Source organism: Rahnella inusitata (genome assembly GCF_018288855.1).
Taxonomy (GTDB): domain Bacteria; phylum Pseudomonadota; class Gammaproteobacteria; order Enterobacterales; family Enterobacteriaceae; genus Rahnella; species Rahnella inusitata.
The window spans coordinates 3,975,452-3,996,243 of the sequence record NZ_CP065024.1 but is presented as its reverse complement, the minus strand read 5'-3'; the positions used below and the strand labels follow the sequence as shown (position 1 = coordinate 3,996,243).

Below are 20,792 nucleotides of genomic sequence, written 5' to 3'. Positions count from 1 at the left end.
ACGGATCGTGACAATTCACAGTGGGCAACAATATGTTGCGTATAGATTTTTTTCTATAGTGATGAAAAACAAGGGGTGTCGGAATTTGTAAATATTATTCTCACCGATTATCCGGCCGGAAGGTTTAATTAATGTTAAATTAATGTAGATTTCAGGTGAAATAAAAAGCATCAAATGAGCGCCTGAAAAATAAAAACAGAAAATATTATTTTTTTCGACGGCAAATTGTTGAGCAATATTTATAGATGAATTGTTAAATCGAATCCGCCATTCATTTTCAAAACGAATGGCGGAAAATCAGGCGCGTGCGCTGCGGCGCAGTGACAGGAAATCCAGCAGGCTGCCAAGGATAATTCCCGCCAGACAGATGAATGCTCCGGTTTCGAGCAGCGTCACTGCCAGCGATTGCCATGACGCCCAGCCCAGACTGTTTATAATCAGCGTAATCAGCCAAAGAGCGAGCAATACGCTACCGGCTACCATGCAGCGCAACGCCCAGCGATACGGCGTGGCGAAGTGGATCCGGGGCAGGAAACTGTCGGTTTTTTGCGTGTACTCCAGTGTGTCGCGACAGACCGCCAGCAACAACAGACCAGGAACGGCGGCCACGATAGAGAACAAATAAAACCACGGCCACCCGTAGGCTTCGACAAACCAGCCCGCAATCGGCCCGACGTAAACGCGGCCCACGGCGGAAAGGGCAGACAGCAGCGCGAACTGTGTGGCGGAGAATGACCGGTTGCAGAGCGTCATCAGCAGGGCAACAAACGCTGCCGTGCCCATACCGCCGCACAGGTTTTCAAAGAAGATCGCCGCGCCCATGGAATACAGATGTTTGTCAGTCACCGCAAGGATCCAGTAACCGGCGTTGGAGACGGCCTGCAAAATCCCAAACAGCATCAGCGCGCGGAACAGACTCAGACGTTGCATCAACATTCCGCCGAACAGCGCTCCGACGATCGTCGCCAGCAGTCCTAATGATTTGTTCACCAGACCGACTTCTCCGGCGTCAAAACCAACCCCACGAATTAAAAAAGTGGTGCTCAGGCTACCGGCAAAGGCATCGCCCATTTTGTACATCACGATCAGCAGTAAAATCAGCCACGCGTTGTTGCGGCCAAAGAAGTCTTTCAAGGGAGCGACCACCGCCATTTCGATGGTGCGCGGCGCGGGTTGTGAATATTCTGGCTCCGGTGCCATCAGCGTCGCGAGCACGCCGCACAGCATCAGGGCAGCCATCAGCCAGTACATGTGCTGCCAGCCGAGATAGCGGTCAGCCAGCCAGAGTGCCAGCCCGCCGGAAACCAGCATCGCCAGCCGGTAACCCAGCACCGAAACCGCTGCGCCGTTGCCGCGCTCTTCGGCGGGGAGTAAATCCGTTTTATAGGCGTCGAAGACAATATCCTGCGACGCCGAAGCAAAGGCTATCAGCACCGCCAGCGCCGCCAGCCAGAACAGGTCCTTTGAAGGATCCATAAAGCCCATGCCGAAAATCGCCACGACCAGCAGCAGTTGCGTCAGCACCAGCCAGCCGCGCCTGCGCCCGAGAAAAGAGGGCGTGTAGCGGTCCATCATCGGCGACCACAGGAACTTAAAGACGTAAGCCTGACCGACCAGCGAGAAGATACCGATGGTTTTCAGATCGACATTCTCGACCGTCATCCACGCCTGTAACGTGCCAGAGGTCAGCGCCAGCGGTAACCCGGACGCAAAACCCAGCAGCAGTAAAATGACCGTATTACGCTGTGTGAAAATCTTAAAGTACTGACTGATCATGAAAAGTATGTTCCTGCGGACAGGTGAAAGAGTGGCGCATGGGCATAATAAAGGAAGGGATGCTTCGCGGGGAATAAATTCACTGGCTTTCATTAGCATTCTGCCCGGACAGGCCGGGCAGAAAGTATCAGGCTGACAACAACGGAATCTTAACGTGCGTTAGCTTTAATGAAGTCGCTGATGCTGGTGTCAGACGCCATGTCGCTGATGACATCGCCCAGCGTGGTGTTCACCGCGGTGGTGATTTTAGCGTTGGTCGCAGACAGCGCGCCCTGAACGTTATAGGTCGAGCGGTAGTTTTTCACCTGCTTGCTGCCATTTTTCGCGGTAGCAATGATGGAGATGTCTGCTTTGGTGGTGATGTTGTAACGCAGATTACCTTCCTGTACGTCCGCATACAGGTTATTCACGACGATTTGCAGATCGACGACACCGTCAGCTCCGACCATGTAACCACGTGCAGTCATTTGTTTTTCGAGAGATTCCTGCAACAGGAAACGCAGGTCGCGTGACGGGGTCAGAGAAATCAGCTGGCCATCGCGGTTAACTTTCGCCAGCGCCTGATCCTGACGCTGGTCAGCGCCGTTAACGCTGATAGTGATGCCCTGAAGCGTTGGGTCTTGTGAAGGCAGAACGATTTTTGGCGAAACGTCCAGCGTGTTGGTGCTGGTGGCGCAACCGGCCAGCATCAACATCGCCAGCACAGGGAAAATAATTTTCTTTAACATGTGTGTTTTCTCAATATTTATAAGGGAATAGTGCTCATATTTATCTCGCCATCATAACATTGCCATTTGCGGGTGGAAGTCCCAACAATCTGGAAAAGTGATTTTTTAGCGTTTTATTTCATCAGGTCTGCTGATTACGGTCTTCATCCGTGGCTAAGCCGCCATTTCTTTGACAGACTGAGCGCCGATTTTATCAATCAAATCTATAAATTTTTTAACGTGATTAACGTGGATGTCGGAAAACAGCCTATTCTTAAAGGGTAGAACGTGAAGATAAAGGAATGTAAGACAAAGGGAACCCGACGTGCGCAGTTCTCTGCTGATACGGTGTAAGGAGATAGCGATGATTCGTGAGCAAATAGAAGCAAAGTTAGTCGAGGCGTTTGAACCCGCGTTTCTGGAAGTGACTGACGAAAGCTATCGTCATAATGTACCGGCAGGCTCAGAAAGCCATTTCAAAGTGGTCATGGTATCCGATAAGTTCCTTGGTGAACGTTTTCTGGCGCGCCATCGTGCTATATACGGGCATCTGGCTGAAGAACTTGCAGGCAGCGTACATGCACTGGCATTGCACACCTACACCCAAAAAGAATGGGAAGGGTTGCAGGACACGGTTCCGGCATCACCCCCGTGTCGCGGTGCCGGAACAATGGCCTGATCGTCGAGATCTGATTCACAAAAGGCATAAATATCGCCGTTTGACGCAGTATCACTGGAACTTTGCTTGTCAGATGCGGTATTAGTAGATGCGAATTTCATGAAACGGCCCGCGGGCCGTTTTTGTTTTTCCCAAGACAGGCAGACGACAAGGGCAATTTTCGCCTCTGCATCGACCGCATTTTTCGAAGGATCGAGTCCCCGTGTGAGTTTCCCTCCCGCGCTTGTAGATACCGTCCTCGACTCAATGCGTCTGCGTCGCTATAATGTCGCGTCTAATTTTTCCGGAATGGTTTCGGACGCTCTCGAATACAGGGCTACGTTCTGATACAGAACTGTCCCGGTTCTTAGAAGTCGTTTTCAAGGTAAGTTTGCGCTTTTGGTGCTTCTCATCTTGTGAACGACTTCTGGAGTTGACCGAGCACTGTGATTTTTTTTTGAGGTAACAAGATGCAAGTTTCTGTTGAAACCACTCAAGGCCTTGGGCGCCGCTTAACGATTACTGTTCCTGCTGAAAGCATTGAAAAAGCAGTGAAAAGTGAACTGGTCAACGTCTCTAAAAAAGTACGTATTGACGGCTTCCGTAAAGGCAAAGTACCAAGCCACATCATCGAACAGCGTTACGGCGCGTCAGTACGTCAGGACGTGCTGGGTGATCTGATGCAACGCAACTTTGTTGATGCGATCATCAAAGAAAAAATCAATCCAGCTGGCGCACCTAACTATATCCCGGGTGAGTACAAGCAGGGTGAAGAGTTCACTTTCACCGTAGAATTTGAAGTTTACCCGGAAGTTGAGCTGAAAGATCTGGAAAACATCGAAGTTGAAAAACCTGTTGTTGAAGTTAACGACGCTGATGTTGATACCATGCTGGAAACTCTGCGCAAGCAACAAGCTGACTGGAAAGAAACTGATGCAGCTGTCACCGCAGAAGACCGCGTGACCGTTGATTTCTCCGGTTCTATCGACGGTGAAGATTTCGAAGGCGGCAAAGCCTCTGATTTCGTACTGGCTATGGGCCAGGGCCGCATGATCCCAGGTTTCGAAGAAGGTCTGGTCGGTCACAAAGCCGGTGAAGAATTTACTATCGACGTAAACTTCCCAGAAGATTACCACGCTGAAAATCTGAAAGGTAAAGCGGCTAAGTTCGTTATTACCCTGAAGAAAGTGGAAGAGCGTGAGCTGCCAGAACTGACGCCAGAATTCATCAAACGTTTCGGCGTAGCTGATGGTTCTGTTGAAGGTCTGCGTGCAGAAGTGCGTAAAAACATGGAGCGCGAGCTGAAAGGTGCTGTTCGTAACCGCATCAAAACTCAGGCTATCGACGGTCTGGTCAGCGCTAACGAAATCGACGTGCCAGCTGCACTGATCGACGGCGAAGTTGACGTTCTGCGTCGCCAGGCTGCACAGCGTTTTGGTGGCAACGAAAAACAAGCGCTGGAACTGCCACGCGAGTTGTTCGAAGAGCAAGCTAAACGCCGCGTTGTTGTCGGTCTGCTGCTGGGCGAAGTCATCAGCCAGCACGAACTGAAAGCTGACGAAGATCGCGTTAAAGCGCTGATCGAAGAAATGGCTTCTGCGTACGAAGATCCACAGGAAGTTGTTGAGTTCTACAGCAAAAACAAAGAGCTGATGAACAACATGCGTAACGTCGCGCTGGAAGAACAAGCGGTCGAAACTCTGTTGTCTAAAGCGAAAGTGACTGAAAAAGCCACTACCTTTACTGAGCTGATGAACCAGACTCAACCTGCATAATTTTATTGCACGTTGCTGAATCTGTCCGCAGATTCACGTTTAAAAGCCCGCAGTTTTCACTGCGGGCTTTTTATTTGCCGAAAATCAGGTATTTTTGTTTTGGCTGTTGTTTTTGCACTATATTTATCTCTATAAGGCACAGCGCACGTAGAACCGCTCCGTTGTCTCCCGCAAAATGGCCTTTCAGCGGCCCGGATTGGGGGATAGAGAAAAGAATTATGACGGCAGGCTTGAAAAAGGGGCCTAAATCCCCCAATTGATAAACACGAACTCAGATAAATTTGTAGTCAGAATCTGACTGATAACGACCGTCAGGCGTGTAAAAGGCGACTTGGCCGCTTGAGCATAGTCATGTGTGTCTATCTCAAGTAGAATCGGTTTTAAATAGCGCCAAACAGAATCTATTAGGAGACGGTTATGTCATACAGTGGTGAAAGAGAGCAATTTGCACCAAACATGGCGTTGGTACCCATGGTGGTTGAGCAAACTTCACGGGGCGAGCGTTCATACGACATCTTCTCCCGTCTGCTTAAGGAACGCATCATCTTCCTGACTGGTCAGGTCGAAGACCATATGGCTAACCTGATTGTTGCCCAGATGCTGTTCCTGGAAGCAGAAAGCCCGGAAAAAGACATCTATCTGTACATCAACTCACCGGGTGGCGTGATCACTGCCGGGATGTCTATTTATGACACCATGCAGTTCATCAAGCCGGACGTCAGTACGATTTGTATGGGCCAGGCATGTTCAATGGGCGCGTTCCTGTTGACCGCAGGTGCAGAAGGTAAGCGTTTCTGCCTGCCAAACTCGCGCGTGATGATCCACCAGCCACTGGGCGGTTTCCAGGGGCAGGCGACGGACATTGAGATCCATGCGAAAGAAATCCTGAAAGTGAAATCTCGTATGAATGAGCTGATGGCGAAACACACGGGCAAAACGCTTGAAGAAATCGAGCGCGATACAGAGCGTGACCGTTTCCTGTCTGCTGATGAGGCTGTACAGTACGGTTTAGTGGATTCTGTATTTACCCATCGCGCCTGACGGCTCAATCGTGCCGGGCTGATGGTCTATAGTTATACTCATACCGTGGTTACGTGGGCGGAAACTTTCCGAAAAGGAAAAAGAGTGTGGCATTAACGACACTTTTCCACCCGATGTGAGTCATAACATGAATGAACAGACATCAGCCCTCATGCGGCTGTTGTGTAACATGGTCGTGTCGTCGCGTTATAGTAACGCTGCGGGACTGATACTAAAGAAGAGGTTTACTGATGACAGATAAGCGCAAAGACGGTTCAGGAAAGCTGCTGTACTGCTCTTTTTGCGGCAAAAGCCAGCATGAAGTGCGTAAGCTGATTGCCGGGCCGTCAGTGTATATCTGCGATGAATGTGTCGATTTGTGCAATGACATTATTCGCGAAGAGATTAAAGAAGTCGCGCCACACCGTGAACGCAGTGCATTACCGACGCCGCACGAAATCCGTCAGCACCTTGACGATTACGTTATCGGTCAGGAACCTGCGAAGAAAGTGCTGGCTGTGGCGGTATACAATCACTACAAACGCCTGCGTAATGGCGATACCAGTAATGGGATCGAATTAGGCAAAAGTAACATTCTGCTGATCGGGCCGACCGGTAGCGGTAAAACGCTGCTGGCTGAAACCCTCGCACGTTTCCTGGATGTGCCATTTACTATGGCCGATGCCACCACACTGACCGAAGCCGGTTACGTGGGGGAAGATGTTGAAAACATCATTCAGAAACTACTGCAGAAATGTGATTACGATGTTCAGAAAGCGCAACGCGGTATTGTCTACATTGACGAAATCGACAAGATTTCCCGCAAGTCTGACAACCCATCGATCACACGTGACGTGTCCGGTGAAGGTGTCCAGCAGGCGCTGCTGAAACTGATTGAAGGTACGGTTGCTGCAGTTCCACCTCAGGGCGGACGTAAGCATCCACAGCAGGAATTCCTGCAAGTTGATACCTCGAAAATCCTCTTTATCTGCGGCGGCGCGTTTGCCGGTCTGGATAAAGTGATTGGCCAGCGTATTAACACCAGTACCGGTATCGGTTTTGGTGCAGAAGTGAAAGGCAAAGAGCAAAAAGCCACTGAAGGTCAGTTGCTGGCGCAGGCTGAACCGGAAGATTTGATCAAATTTGGTCTGATCCCTGAGTTCATTGGTCGTCTGCCAGTGGTCGCGACGCTCAGCGAGCTGAATGAAGATGCACTGATTCAAATTCTGAAAGAGCCGAAAAATGCGCTGACTAAGCAATATCAGGCATTGTTCAATCTGGAAGGCGTTGAACTGGAATTCCGTGATGAAGCGCTGATTGCGATTGCGAAGAAAGCCATGAACCGTAAAACGGGTGCCCGTGGTTTACGTTCAATCGTTGAGGCTGCATTGCTGGACACTATGTACGATCTGCCGTCTCTCGACGATGTGGAGAAAGTGGTGATTGATGAGTCCGTAATTGCGGGCCAGTCAGAACCTCTGATGATTTATGGCAAGCCTGAGGCGCAACAAGCGTCTGGTGAATAATTAGCCAAACTATCCAGAGAGTTAGCCACAAAATGGGGGATTTAGTCCCCCATTTTTTTTTCGCACATTCTTATCGTTGAATGTCGGACATTCATCCCCATATACTCAGTTAACGACTTGCTGAAACCCGTCTGACTCGTGTTTCACGAGATTTCCTTAACCTGGCGGAAGCTAAACTAAGAGAGAGCTCTATGAACCCTGAGCGTTCTGAACGCATAGAAATCCCCGTATTGCCTCTGCGCGATGTGGTGGTTTATCCGCACATGGTGATCCCGTTGTTCGTTGGCAGGGAAAAATCGATTCGATGCCTCGAAGCCGCGATGGATCACGACAAAAAAATCATGCTGGTTGCGCAGAAAGAAGCGTCGACCGATGAGCCGGGCGTTAACGATCTCTTCTCCGTGGGTACGGTTGCCTCAATATTACAAATGCTGAAGCTCCCGGACGGCACGGTAAAAGTGCTGGTGGAAGGGTTACAACGCGCACGTATTACCACACTTTCTGACAGTGGCGAGCATTTTGCTGCCCAGGCAGAATACCTTGAATCTCCGGCCGTTGATGAACGCGAGCAGGAAGTTCTGGTACGCACAGCGATTAATCAGTTTGAAGGCTATATCAAACTGAACAAAAAAATCCCGCCAGAAGTGCTGACGTCGCTGAACAGCATTGAAGATGCTGCACGTCTGGCTGACACCATTGCCGCGCATATGCCATTGAAACTCGCTGACAAACAGTCCGTACTGGAAATGTTTGATATCACCGAGCGTCTGGAATATCTGATGGCGATGATGGAATCGGAAATCGATCTTTTACAGGTCGAAAAACGTATCCGTAACCGTGTCAAAAAGCAGATGGAAAAGAGCCAGCGCGAGTACTATCTGAATGAGCAAATGAAAGCGATTCAGAAAGAACTTGGTGAAATGGACGACACGCCTGATGAACATGAGGCGTTGAAACGCAAAATCGACGCGGCGAAAATGCCGAAAGAAGCGCGTGAAAAAACCGAAGCTGAACTGCAAAAGTTGAAAATGATGTCGCCGATGTCCGCCGAAGCCACAGTGGTCCGTGGTTATATCGACTGGATGCTTCAGGTGCCATGGAATGCCCGCAGTAAAGTGAAGAAAGATTTGCGCAAAGCGCAGGAAGTTCTGGATACCGATCACTTTGGCCTCGAACGCGTCAAAGACCGAATCCTTGAGTATCTTGCGGTGCAGACGCGCGTCAGCAAAATCAAAGGGCCAATCCTGTGCCTGGTCGGGCCTCCGGGTGTGGGTAAAACCTCTCTTGGCCAGTCCATCGCACGTGCGACAGGGCGTGAGTATGTTCGTATGGCGCTGGGTGGCGTACGCGATGAAGCGGAAATCCGCGGTCACCGTCGTACCTATATCGGTTCTATGCCGGGCAAACTGATCCAGAAAATGGCCAAAGTTGGCGTGAAAAATCCGCTGTTCCTGCTCGACGAAATCGACAAGATGTCGTCTGACATGCGCGGCGATCCGGCTTCAGCGCTGCTGGAAGTGCTGGATCCAGAGCAGAACGTAGCGTTTAACGATCACTATCTGGAAGTCGATTATGACCTGTCAGACGTGATGTTTGTCGCGACGTCGAACTCCATGAACATCCCTGCGCCATTGCTGGACCGTATGGAAGTGATCCGCCTTTCCGGTTACACCGAAGACGAAAAGCTGAACATCGCCAAACAGCATTTGTTGCCGAAACAGATTGAACGTAACGCGCTGAAGAAGAACGAACTGACGGTGGATGACAGTGCAATCATCGGCATCATTCGTTTCTATACCCGTGAAGCGGGCGTGCGTAGTCTGGAACGTGAGTTGTCTAAACTGTGCCGTAAAGCGGTTAAACAATTGCTGATGGATAAAACCCTCAAGCACATTGAAATTAACGGCGACAACCTGAAAGATTTCCTCGGCGTGCAAAAGGTCGATTATGGCCGTGCGGATACCGAAAATCGTGTCGGTCAGGTGACTGGCCTGGCGTGGACTGAAGTGGGCGGCGAGCTGCTGACCATCGAAACAGCCTGCGTGCCGGGTAAAGGTAAGCTGACGTACACCGGATCACTGGGTGAAGTGATGCAGGAATCCATTCAGGCTGCGCTGACGGTCGTGCGTGCACGTGCCGACAAGCTGGGCATCAACCCTGACTTCTACGAAAAGCGTGATATTCACGTTCACGTACCAGAAGGGGCGACGCCGAAAGATGGCCCAAGTGCGGGTATTGCAATGTGTACCGCCCTGGTGTCTTGTCTGACCGGTAACCCTGTGCGTGCAGACGTGGCGATGACGGGTGAGATAACCCTGCGTGGTCTGGTGCTGCCAATCGGTGGTCTGAAAGAAAAACTGCTGGCTGCACACCGTGGCGGTATCAAAGTGGTTCTGATCCCGGACGACAACAAACGCGATCTGGAAGAAATTCCGGCGAACGTGCTGGCAGATCTTGAGATCCATCCGGTCAAACGTATTGATGATGTTCTGAACTTTGCTCTGCAAAATCCTGCATACGGTGCGTTACCGGTTGCTGCGAAATAGTGATGTTGACTTACACAGTTGAATAAAACGCTGGCTGGCTGGTGAATTCTCACTTGCCAGCTTTTTTTTGTGCCGTTAACGTAGTCAGCGGTCAGAAGGTTTCAGGCTGCTTTCAGTCGCTTGCATAGCCCTGACAAGATTGATATAACAGCAGCGCGGTCGCGTCCGAAGGGAAATTCGGCGTGATGAAAAATATTAAGAGGGGACGAAAAGAGTGAATAAGTCACAATTGATCGACAAAATTGCTGCCGGTGCTGATATTTCTAAAGCCGCAGCGGGACGTGTTTTGGATGCGGTTCTTGGATCTGTCACTGATACCCTGAAAGCCGGGGAAGAAGTCGCTCTGGTAGGTTTTGGTACTTTCTCCGTGCGCGAACGTTCAGCACGAACTGGCCGTAACCCACAGACCGGTAAAGAAATCAGCATTGCAGCAGCTAAAGTACCTGGCTTCCGTGCAGGTAAAGCGCTGAAAGATGCCGTTAACGGCTAATTACCCGACGAGCTGACGTCAAATCCGTGTGAAGCGTATCACTGATGCATATTTACTCAGGTCTGGTTGTTAAACAATAACCTGACGTCACCGGGCTGGTAAGGTAAGATATAAGGCGCATCGAAAACGGTGCGCTTTTTTTATTACAGCGGAGTGTTGCCTCACTATGATGGACAATTTACGCGCGGCGTCCAATAACGTCGTGCTCAAAATCATTCTGGCCCTGATTATTCTGTCCTTTATTTTGACAGGGGTGGGCAACTACCTGGTCGGCGGTTCAGGCGACTATGCAGCGAAAGTGAATGGTCAGGAGATCGGTCGAGCTCAGTTAGAGCAAGCAGTGCAAAATCAGCGCAGCCGACTGCAACAACAGCTTGGAGATCAGTTCTCTGCGCTGGCAGGCAGCGAAGGTTACATGCAGCAGCTGCGTCAGGAATCTCTGAACAACCTGATTGATGTCACTTTGCTGGATCAGTATTCCAAAAAATTAGGCATTACGGTCAATGATCAACAGATCAAAGACGCGATTTTTGCGACGCCGCAATTTCAGACCAATGGTCGTTTCGACAACGCTAAATATCTCCAAAGTATCCAGAGCATGGGTTACAGCGCGGATAATTTTGCCCAGCTGATGAAACAGCAATTGATCAGTCAGCAACTCGAACAGGCGTTTGGTCAGTCTGATTTCATTCTCCCTGTTGAAAGCAAAACGCTGGGCGAGCTGATCCTGCAAACCCGCGATGTGCACACCGCGACGCTGGACACTGAGACTCTGGCAGCGAAACAGCAGGTGACTGACGCCGAATTGCAGGCTTTCTACGAGCAGAATAAAAACAACTTCTTGTCCCCTGAGCAGGTCAAAATCAGCTACATCCAAATGGATGCAGCGGCTATGCAGGGTAAAGCAGACGTATCGGATGCCGATATTAGCGCCTATTACGACCAGCACAAAAACGAGTTTGGTCAGCCGGAGCGCCGTCGCTACAGTGTTATCGTCCTGAAAACTCAGGCACAAGCGGACGCAGTTGCGGCTGAGCTTAAGAACGGCACTGACTTTGCTGAACTGGCGAAAACGAAATCCACCGATGCACTGAGCGGCAAAAAAGGCGGTGATTTGGGCTGGATGGAACCTGAAACAACATTGCCAGAATTTAAAAGCGCTAACTTGACCACCAAAGGTCAGGTATCGGGTGTGATTAAATCTGACAGCGGTTTCTTCATCCTGCGTTTAGAAGACATTAAACCTGAACAGGTTAAGCCTCTGGCCGAAGTGCGTAACAGCATCACTGATAAGCTCAAACAAGAGAAATCACTCGATGCCTACTACGCATTGCAGCAGAAGGTCAGTGAAGCGGCGACCAACGACAACGAATCTCTGGCTTCGGCTGAAGAAGTTGCCGGCGTGAAAGCGGCTCATACCGACTGGTTCACACAAAATCAAATCCCGGCAGCTATCAACTTCAAACCTGTAGTGCAGGCGATTTTTGAAGGTGGTCTTATCCCTCAGGACGGTACTCCGGGCAACAACTCTGACATCATCACGGTCGATGGTGATCGTGCGTTTGTGATACGTGTCGATTCACACAAAGCTGAAGGCGTTAAGCCATTTGCTGAAGTGAAAGATCAGGTGATGATGCTGGTGAAACGCCAGAAAGCGCAAAATCAGGCGCGTATGGAAGGCGAGAAACTGCTGACGGCGCTGAAAGAAGGCAAAGGCGATGATGCGATGAAAGCCGCAGGTCTGAGCTTTGGTGATGTGCAGAAAGTTCAGCGCAGCCAGCAACCTTCAGCGTTCGAAGAAACCGTCTTCGCTATGCCGCAGCCGCAGAAAGATCAGGCTGTCTACGGTTTGTCTCAGGATACCAAAGGAAACAGCGTGTTGGTCAAACTGACTGCCGTGACGCCGGGTGCTGTTCCTGAAGCGGATGCCGCACGTTTTGCTCAGGAAATGCAACAAACCTCCTCGAACGTGACCTTTGATGCGCTTCTGACTAACCTGCGTCAGCAAGCGAAAATCAAGTTCGGTTCTGCTGCACAAAACCAGTAAACGCCGCAAAGTTTTGCAACGCGTTGCAACAAACAAAGGCCGCTTTCGCGGCCTTTTCCACATTTGAAAGTTGCCCGTTGTTCGCTTTTTTTTCCTGATGCACTCTCTGTGTGCTGTCAAACACATGGAGGATACAGCATGAAAAAATTAGGCATTACTTCACTTTCACTCGCTCTGGCACTGGGACTTTCTACCTTACCTGTAATGTTGCAGGCGGCGCCTAATACTACCGGCACGGTTGCCACAACGTCCGTTGCCCTGGCAACGACGGCCAGCAAAGTGGCGGGTCCGCAGGTGAAAAAGGAGCAGGCGGCGGTGACGGATGAAAGTACCGTCAGCATCAATACCGCCACGGCAGAGGAGTTTGCCAAAGTGATGAACGGTGTGGGGATGAAAAAGGCGCAGGCCATCATCAGCTACCGTGAAGAGCTGGGGCAATTCACCGATATTGAACAGCTGCGTGAAGTGCCAGGAATCGGTGCAGCACTGTTTGAACGTAACAAGGACCGTCTGAAACTGTGACGGATGTCGCGGCGGCCAACCCTTAACGGGTGCCGCCGTTTTCTTCTGCTAATCTCTAAAGACATCTGACCAGTTCGGTTTATGCCTCAGGCGATCAGCAGGAGTTGTTTAATCACTATGCATACGTTTATCAAAGTTCGCGGTTTTCATATCGACGTTTACCAGCACGTTAACAATGCCCGATATCTGGAGTTCCTGGAGACGGCGCGTTGGGAATGGCTGGACAATCAGTCTGGCTTTAAGTGGATGAGCCAAAACAAAATTGCTTTCATCGTGGTGAATATCAATATCAACTACCGCAAGCCTGCCGTGTTGGGCGATCTCTTACGCATCGACAGCAGCCTTCAGCAACTGAATGGTCGAAGCGGTGTCATCGAGCAGGTAGTGACCTGTGAAGGCGATACGGTGGCAGATGCCACACTGACGTTTGTTTGCATTGATTTGCGCACGCAAAAAGCATTACCACTGGAAGGTGAGTTGCTGGAAAGGTTGCGCGAGCTTGAGCTGGAAAACGATCAGGCCAGCCACGACTGAATAAAATGAAAACGGGCAGTGAAATCTGCCCGCTCTTATCACAACCCGATGATCATTTCAGGCCGGTTTTCTTCTTCAGGCTGGCCATCACGCCTGCATTATCCTGCTGATACTGTTGCAGACCATTAGCGCGAAGATGGCAGGCTGCGCATTCACCACAACCGTCACCGGCAATGCCGTTGTAACAGGTCAGGGTGTGATGACGAACCAGATCGAGTTGCTGATAGTAATCGGCCAGCGCCCAGGTTTCGGCTTTGTTCAGCCACATCAGCGGCGTTTCAAATCGGACATCGCGCGCCAACCCAAGAGAAACAGCATGGTTGAGCGCTTTAACGAATTCATCGCGGCAATCCGGATAACCGGAGAAATCGGTTTCGCACACGCCGGTAATCACCGCTTCAGCCTGAATCTGATAAGCGTAAATCGCTGCCAGCGTCAGGAACAGAATGTTACGCCCGGGAACAAAGGTGCTTGGCAAACCGCCTTCTGTTTCTTCTCCAAAGCCCGGTACGGGGATGTTGTCGCGGGTCAGGCTGCTGACAGCCAGTTCGTTTAATAAACCGACGTCCAGCACTTTGTGGGCACGCGCGCCCAACTGTACAGACAGCTTTTGCGCGATCTCAATTTCAGCGCGATGACGCTGACCGTAATCGAAAGTGACGCAATGTACTTCGTCATACTCTTTCAAAGCCTGGATCAGGCAGGTTGTTGAATCCTGTCCACCGCTAAAAACTACCACTGCTCTTTTCATTCAGATTTCCTGTTCGCTAAAACTGACCGCGCATCGGGCAGCAAAATCCTGCTTATGGTACTGACCTTTGCCGCCGTAGTGTAGTGAAACAGCTGTGTTACGCGTTTTCCTGTGGCAGCGGCGGTGGTACCCAGGCCTGACAGAAATCGAACCAGCCCCACGCAGTAAGCTGAACACCGCTGATACGCGGCGGCGCGCTGACCTGATACTGATAGTTAAACAGCGGCGTGATAATACTGCGCGACATCCATTGATAAAAATGGTCGCGCAGTTCTTGAGAGCGTGAATTTTCCAGCGGGGTTTGCTGGATAGACGCCAGACGCTGTTGCTGGAGGAGCCGATCTTCTTCCCGCAAAATACCTGCCCAGAGTGGATCTTGCTGTAGCCAGTTTTCCAGCGTAGCTTCCGGCGATTCACCGATCAGGCGATCGCCGAGCAGCAAGTCAGCTGATTTCAGCAATTCGCCGTCTTCCCACAAGCGCCCGGCGTGATACACCACCTCCAGCGTACAATCTTCTTGCGCCAGCTTTTTCTGCAATGCCTGCGCCACCAGTTCAAACTCTACCGGCGGATGGAACAAAAGACGCAAACTTTTAGGCAGAGCCACATCGACATCCTCATTAATCGGGATCGGCCAGCCGGGCAGCATTTCTTTACTGGCTCTCACCAGGTCGTGGTCGATCGGCAGATTATCTAACATGCCGCTACTTTGGATTATCCGAATGATTTTTTGCGCCTGTTTTTCACTTAACACACCGCGTCGCATATTCGCGGCGATATAGCAGAATCCCAGGCTGGTGCTGCGCCGGACAGGTTTGACCTGCGAAAGCTCATCTTCCTCACCGAGAATAATCCGCACCGGATGCTGGCAACTGACATTGTCCCGCTGGGCAAACAATAATGGCGTGATCCAAAACTCGATAGCGGCCAGATACGGATGTTGTAAAGGATAGTAAGTGTGCTGTTCCAGACGGATCAATTCCGGGGAAAAGGTGGTCAACCGAAATGGGCCCGCGCCAATATGCGGATCGTCCGGGTGTGCCAGCAGACAGTTGAGATCGGCAAAACGGTGCGCAAGCCAGTAATCAGGCTTATCCAGATCGAACTGCAAACACAGCGCATGGGGCTGGGATAATTTAACCACTGACGCCAGATTGTGTTTACCGCGCGCCGATCCGCGCAGTTGTTCAAAACGTGCCACCAGCTGAGCCGTTTTCAACGGTTCGCCGTTATGCCAGAAAAGCTGACTGCGCAGGAAGAACTGCCAGGTCTTACCGTCATTACTGATTTGCCAGTGATGGGCAAGATTCGGCTGTGGCGAGCTATCGCCGGGAATAAAGCGCGTCAAACCGGCGTGGATCGTATGCGCCAGATGTTGCTCGGCGCGACCGGTAAGTGTCAGGGGATCCAGCGGCTGGAGAGGGCGGTAATAAGGAATGCGCAGTGTCGGAGCATCTTCCTGCCACTGGCCGCCGAGATGCGGTGCAAGCAGGGCATTCAGATGAGAAGGTGCCAGCTGGCTCAGTTGCAGCGCGGCGGAATGTTCGCCGTTTTTGAGTAACTCCTGTAAATAGGTTCCGCGTAAATCCTCCGGGGTTTTCAGGCAGCACAGGGAAGCGCGTTTACCGCGTCCAGCCTGTGATTGCCAGCTAATCCAGCCGGCATCCTGAAAGTGGCTCAATAAGGTTCGGGTGTGGCGCTCGCTGCAACAGAAGATCTCCGCCAGCTCCGCGACGGTGAATTGAGCCGGAGATGAGCCGGTTTTCAGGTGTAAACGCTGAAACTGATTAAGCCGGTTTTGCAGACGCACGATATATTCAGAACCTTTATTAGCACAGAAATTCTGCGTTCAGCATATCGCAGGTTTCGCTGCCCCGGCTTAAGTAAAGAACCAAAGTGTGAGCTAAAACCGGAACAGTATTCATAAACTGTTCACTATTAGTTCCGTAAATACCGGTCCATACTTTGAACGTGAAAACCAAGCCCGCCCGGAGAGGAACTATGTACCGTTTAGCCGCATTTGATATGGATGGCACGCTGCTTTTGCCTGACCACACGCTGGGCGAAAAAACGCTGTCCACGCTGCGTCAGCTGGCTGAAAAGCCGATCACCCTGACGTTCGCCACCGGCCGTCACTATCTCGAAATGAAAGATATTCTGGCCAATATCGGGCTGGACGGTTATTTGATCACCGGCAACGGCACAAGAATCCACGATCTTTCCGGCCACAGACTGCATGCCAGCGATTTACCGGAAGATTGCGCCCATGAATTGCTGCACACAACGTGGGATACGCCGGCGAGTCTGCACGTTTTCCGCGACGACGGCTGGTTTACCGCGCTCGATGATCCGGACTTATTGATCCCACACCAGTTCAGCGGTTTTCGCTATCAGTTACAGGATCTGCGTTTACTTCCAGATTCGGGTAACAGCAAAGTGTGTTTCTGTGCGCCGCATGAGGTGCTGTTGTCGCTGGTACCCCAGCTCGAAGCGCATTTTGGACCGCGCATCGACCTGTGTTTTTCTGCGATGGATTGTCTGGATGTGCAGCCTGCTGGCAGCAATAAAGGCAGCGCGCTGGCGATGCTGACGGCGGGGCTTGGGCTCAGCATGTCAGAGTGCATGGCATTTGGTGATGCTATGAACGACAAAGAAATGCTGGAAGGCGTCGGCATGGGGCTGATTATGGGGAATGCACTACCTGTTTTGAAGGCGCAATCCCCGCACTTACAAATTATCGGACACTGCCGTAATCAGGCGGTGTCTCACTTTTTGCAACACTGGCTGCACACACCAAACCTCACCTATTCCCCCGAATATTAAGGTTTTGCAGCGAGCCGGGTCATCTGTCCCGGCTTTTTTCATGCTTGCTTTTTGCTCACCATTCTTCGAACCAGAGCAGCGTTAGCTGAGCCCTTCAAGTTCTTGCGCGTACCCTGAAATATCCCCGATATTTTTCGCGACCCAGCTCTCATCGAAATATGTATTCAGGTACCGTTCGCCACTGTCGCACAGTAAGGTGACGATCGAGCCAGATTCACCTTTTTCACGCATCTGTTTTGCCAGTTGCAGCGCACCCCAGACGTTGGTACCCGTCGATCCACCGACTTTACGGCCGAGCACTTTCTCCAGCCAGTGGAGAGTGGCGATGCTTGCGGCGTCGGGTACCTGCATCATGTCGTCAATGACGCTTGGGATAAATGACGGTTCTGCGCGCGGACGTCCAATGCCTTCAATCCGGCTGCTGCATTGGGCGGTCACGCTGGCATCCCGCTGCTGATAATAATCGTAAAACACCGAGTTTTCCGGATCGACAACCACCAGTTCGGTGTCATACCCCTGATAACGAATGTAGCGGCCAAGCGTTGCGGACGTCCCGCCCGTGCCGGCGCTCATCACCAGATATCGCGGCACCGGATGTGGTTCCAGAGACATCTGACGGAAAATGCTGTCGGCAATATTGTTGTTGCCGCGCCAGTCTGTTGCGCGTTCTGCGTAAGTAAACTGATCCATATAATGGCCGTTCATTTCGCGGGCGAGTTGCTCGGACGCTGCATAAATCTGGCCAGAGTTTTGTACGAAGTGGCAGCGGCCGCCGTAAAACTCGATTTGCTGAATTTTGCGCGGAGCAGTGCAGGACGGCATGACGGCGATAAACGGCAGGCCGAGCAGGCGGGCGAAGTAAGCTTCAGAAATGGCGGTGCTGCCAGAAGAGGCTTCAATGATCGGCGTATTCTCGCGGATCCAACCGTTGCACAAGCCATACAAAAACAGTGAGCGCGCGAGGCGATGTTTCAGGCTGCCAGAAGGGTGGGTGCTTTCATCCTTCAGATACAGCGAAATTCCGGGAAAGTCGCCCAGCGACAGGCGAATCAAATGTGTATCTGCGGAACGCTGAAAATCAGCGTCGATTTCTTTAATAGCGTGATTAACCCAGGAATTGCGCATGGTGCAGGCTCATAATAGTGTGCTGATGATGCTAAGAATAACGTAACCGGCAGAGAAATAAGTTACTCTTTAACCCATGGAATGCATGTTTTGTAGAATTATTTTCTCCTGAGGTGTCTCATGGTAGATAAAATTGACCTTAAGTTGTTATCGCTGTTGCAGAAAGATTGCACATTATCCCTCAACGAACTGGCGGATGCGGTAAATCTCACCACAACGCCGTGCTGGAAAAGAATCAAGCGGCTGGAAGACGACGGGATTATTCGCGGTAAAGTCGCGCTGCTGGACGGCGACCAACTCGGGCTGAGCCTGACGGCGTTCGTGCTTATCAAAACGCAACATCACAACAGCGAGTGGTATCAGCGTTTTGTGCAGCAGGTTGAGGCGTTTCCTGAAGTGCTGGGTTTTTACCGTATGGCCGGTGAATACGATTATTTACTCCAGGTGCAGGTGGCCGATATGAAAAGCTACGATAACTTTTACAAGCGACTTGTGAACGGCATTCCGGGGCTGAATGATGTCACCTCAAGTTTTGCGATGGAACGCATAAAATCCACCACCGCATTACCGATTTAATGCAAAAGTTACAGTAAAAAGTTTCATCAGAAACCCCCGTTAACTCTGTTATCCTTGTCAGCCTGAAGAGGAAAGTTGCCCGTCTTTAAGCGGCTTATCCCAATAAAATCATCGTTATTATTTGTATGGAAAACGCTGCGTGAGATTGTTCGCCCAATTAGGCTGGTATTTCCGACGTGAATGGCGCCGGTATCTGGGTGCCGTCGCCTTACTGATCATCATTGCCATTCTGCAATTGCTGCCGCCCAAGCTGGTCGGGGTGATTATTGATGGCGTCACCACCAAAACGATGTCTTACGGCGTACTGTTTGCGTGGCTGGGGCTGATGATAGCCACGGCGATTGTGGTGTATTTGCTGCGTTACGTCTGGCGCGTGCTGCTGTTCGGTGCGTCCTATCAATTGGCAGTAGAACTGCGTCAGGATTTTTTCCGCCAGCTAAGCCGTCAGCATCCCGCTTTTTATCTGCGTCACCGCACCGGCGATTTGATTGCCCGCGCAACCAATGATGTCGATCGCGTGGTTTTTGCCGCAGGTGAGGGCGTTCTGACGCTGGTGGATTCGCTGGTCATGGGACTGGCGGTGCTGATCGTGATGGCGACCCAAATCAGCTGGGAACTCACGCTGCTTTCCCTCGTCCCGATGCCGGTCATGGCGATTATCATTAAACGCTACGGCGACCAGCTGCATCATCGCTTTAAAACCGCGCAGGCCGCCTTTTCCTCACTGAACGATCAGGCTCAGGAAAGCCTGACCAGCATCCGTATGATCAAAGCCTTTGGTCTGGAGAATCACCAGTCTTCGCAGTTTGCCGACGTGGCCGCTGACACCGGTGCGAAGAACATGCGCGTGGCGCGCGTCGATGCCCGTTTCGACCCGACTATCTATGTCTCAATTGGCATGGCAAACCTGCTGGCAATTGGCGGCGGCAGCTGGATGGTGGTTAACGGACATCTGACGCTCGGGCAGTTAACCAGTTTTGTGATGTACCTCGGTCTGATGATCTGGCCGATGCTGGCGCTGGCCTGGATGTTCAATATTGTCGAACGGGGAAGCGCTGCCTATAGCCGTATCCGCAGTCTTTTACAGGAAGCGCCGAGCGTGGTGGACGGGACTAAACCCTTGCCAGTGGGACGTTCGGTACTCGAGGCCAAAATTGCTGATTTCCATTACCCCGAAACCGCGCATCCTTCGCTGACTGGCGTAATGTTTTCTTTGCAACCGGGGCAAATGCTCGGGCTTTGTGGCCCGACGGGGTCGGGCAAAAGTACGCTGCTGGCGCTCCTCCAGCGGCAGTTTGATGTGACTGAAGGTGATGTGCTGTATCACGGCCTCTCACTCAAAGAGATCCAGTTGGATGACTGGCGTGCCCGTCTGGCGATTGTCAGTCAGACGCCTTTTCTGTTCTCCGATACCGTTGCGCAAAATATTGCGCTGGGGCGCCCGGATGCCACGCAGGAAGAAATTGAAGAAGCTGCGCGTCTTGCCAGTGTTCATGACGATATTTTGCGCCTGCCCGGCGGCTATGAAACTGAAGTCGGCGAGCGTGGCGTTATGCTTTCCGGCGGCCAGAAGCAGCGAATTTCTATCGCCCGCGCACTGCTGCTGAAAGCTGAAATTTTGATCCTCGACGATGCCCTGTCTGCGGTCGATGGCCGGACGGAGCATCAGATCCTGCACAACCTGCGTCAGTGGGGCAGTGACCGTACGGTGATCATCAGCGCCCATCGTCTTTCCGCTCTGACAGAGGCCAGCGAAATTCTGGTGTTTAACCACGGCACGATTTCGCAACGCGGGAACCATGAACAACTTGCCGCTAAGTCTGGCTGGTATCGCGATATGTTCCGTTATCAGCAACTGGAAGCCGCACTGGACGATGTGCCGCAGGAACAGGAGCCGGAAGATCGTGGTTGAACAA

At 51.4% G+C, this 20,792-nt stretch carries 17 protein-coding genes; 12 read left to right on the top strand and 5 right to left on the bottom strand.

What is annotated here, in order from left to right:
• Positions 1 to 297 precede the first annotated feature (297 nt).
• Together ampG and I2123_RS18740 are read right to left on the bottom strand one after the other, a co-directional pair.
• Positions 298 to 1,776: a muropeptide MFS transporter AmpG gene (gene ampG / locus I2123_RS18745; RefSeq protein ID WP_213051244.1), complete on the bottom strand. Its 1,479-nt coding sequence runs from the start codon at positions 1,774 to 1,776 to the stop codon at positions 298 to 300.
• 149 nt (positions 1,777 to 1,925) lie between these two features.
• A complete protein-coding gene (locus I2123_RS18740) occupies positions 1,926 to 2,504 on the bottom strand; it encodes a lipoprotein (RefSeq protein ID WP_112164309.1) in 579 nt (192 codons plus the stop codon).
• A 343-nt stretch (positions 2,505 to 2,847) separates the two neighbouring features.
• On the opposite strand from I2123_RS18740, the gene bolA reads away from it, so the two are divergent.
• The 9 genes from bolA (at position 2,848) to I2123_RS18695 (ending at position 13,601) form a co-directional block, all read left to right on the top strand.
• Positions 2,848 to 3,162 (top strand): transcriptional regulator BolA, encoded by a 315-nt coding sequence (bolA, locus tag I2123_RS18735; RefSeq protein WP_112164311.1) that lies wholly within the window; start codon positions 2,848 to 2,850, stop codon positions 3,160 to 3,162.
• A gap of 449 nt (positions 3,163 to 3,611) precedes the next feature.
• Positions 3,612 to 4,916, top strand: a complete 1,305-nt coding sequence (gene tig, locus I2123_RS18730; protein WP_213051243.1) for a trigger factor — start codon at positions 3,612 to 3,614, stop codon at positions 4,914 to 4,916.
• A 417-nt stretch (positions 4,917 to 5,333) separates the two neighbouring features.
• Positions 5,334 to 5,957, top strand: coding sequence for an ATP-dependent Clp endopeptidase proteolytic subunit ClpP (gene clpP / locus I2123_RS18725; RefSeq protein WP_056771081.1), 624 nt, complete (start codon positions 5,334 to 5,336; stop codon positions 5,955 to 5,957).
• Positions 5,958 to 6,187: 230 nt separating this feature from the next.
• On the top strand, positions 6,188 to 7,462 hold the full coding sequence (gene clpX, locus I2123_RS18720; RefSeq protein ID WP_112164313.1) for an ATP-dependent protease ATP-binding subunit ClpX: 1,275 nt from the start codon (positions 6,188 to 6,190) through the stop codon (positions 7,460 to 7,462).
• A gap of 191 nt (positions 7,463 to 7,653) precedes the next feature.
• The gene (gene lon / locus I2123_RS18715) at positions 7,654 to 10,008 is read left to right on the top strand and encodes an endopeptidase La (RefSeq protein WP_112164314.1); all 2,355 of its coding nucleotides are present in this window, start codon (positions 7,654 to 7,656) and stop codon (positions 10,006 to 10,008) included.
• Positions 10,009 to 10,222: 214 nt separating this feature from the next.
• Positions 10,223 to 10,498 carry a nucleoid-associated protein HU-beta gene (gene hupB / locus I2123_RS18710; protein WP_112164315.1) on the top strand — a complete coding sequence of 92 codons (276 nt, stop codon included), beginning with the start codon at positions 10,223 to 10,225 and terminating at the stop codon, positions 10,496 to 10,498.
• Positions 10,499 to 10,664: 166 nt separating this feature from the next.
• Positions 10,665 to 12,545: a peptidylprolyl isomerase gene (ppiD, locus tag I2123_RS18705; protein WP_213051242.1), complete on the top strand. Its 1,881-nt coding sequence runs from the start codon at positions 10,665 to 10,667 to the stop codon at positions 12,543 to 12,545.
• Positions 12,546 to 12,683: 138 nt separating this feature from the next.
• On the top strand, positions 12,684 to 13,067 hold the full coding sequence (locus tag I2123_RS18700; RefSeq protein WP_213051241.1) for a ComEA family DNA-binding protein: 384 nt from the start codon (positions 12,684 to 12,686) through the stop codon (positions 13,065 to 13,067).
• A gap of 117 nt (positions 13,068 to 13,184) precedes the next feature.
• Positions 13,185 to 13,601 carry a YbgC/FadM family acyl-CoA thioesterase gene (locus tag I2123_RS18695; RefSeq protein WP_213051240.1) on the top strand — a complete coding sequence of 139 codons (417 nt, stop codon included), beginning with the start codon at positions 13,185 to 13,187 and terminating at the stop codon, positions 13,599 to 13,601.
• Between the two features lie 52 nt (positions 13,602 to 13,653).
• On the opposite strand, the gene queC is transcribed toward I2123_RS18695, so the two are convergent.
• Both queC and I2123_RS18685 read right to left on the bottom strand, forming a co-directional pair.
• Complete coding sequence (gene queC, locus I2123_RS18690; protein WP_112164319.1) at positions 13,654 to 14,352, bottom strand: 7-cyano-7-deazaguanine synthase QueC; 699 nt, start codon at positions 14,350 to 14,352, stop codon at positions 13,654 to 13,656.
• Positions 14,353 to 14,449: 97 nt separating this feature from the next.
• Entirely contained in the window at positions 14,450 to 16,162 is a 1,713-nt protein-coding gene (locus tag I2123_RS18685; RefSeq protein WP_213051239.1) for an SgrR family transcriptional regulator, read from the bottom strand.
• Between the two features lie 191 nt (positions 16,163 to 16,353).
• Between I2123_RS18685 and cof the strand changes: the two genes are divergently transcribed.
• On the top strand, positions 16,354 to 17,175 hold the full coding sequence (cof, locus tag I2123_RS18680; RefSeq protein WP_213051238.1) for an HMP-PP phosphatase: 822 nt from the start codon (positions 16,354 to 16,356) through the stop codon (positions 17,173 to 17,175).
• An 81-nt stretch (positions 17,176 to 17,256) separates the two neighbouring features.
• Here cof and I2123_RS18675 read toward each other — a convergent pair whose 3' ends face one another.
• Positions 17,257 to 18,300: a PLP-dependent cysteine synthase family protein gene (locus tag I2123_RS18675; RefSeq protein WP_213051237.1), complete on the bottom strand. Its 1,044-nt coding sequence runs from the start codon at positions 18,298 to 18,300 to the stop codon at positions 17,257 to 17,259.
• A 120-nt stretch (positions 18,301 to 18,420) separates the two neighbouring features.
• Here I2123_RS18675 and I2123_RS18670 point away from each other — a divergent pair, with 120 nt between their 5' ends.
• Positions 18,421 to 18,876, top strand: a complete 456-nt coding sequence (locus I2123_RS18670) for an Lrp/AsnC family transcriptional regulator (protein WP_112164323.1) — start codon at positions 18,421 to 18,423, stop codon at positions 18,874 to 18,876.
• 139 nt (positions 18,877 to 19,015) lie between these two features.
• Entirely contained in the window at positions 19,016 to 20,788 is a 1,773-nt protein-coding gene (locus I2123_RS18665) for a SmdA family multidrug ABC transporter permease/ATP-binding protein (protein ID WP_213051236.1), read from the top strand.
• Positions 20,789 to 20,792: the final 4 nt, after the last annotated feature.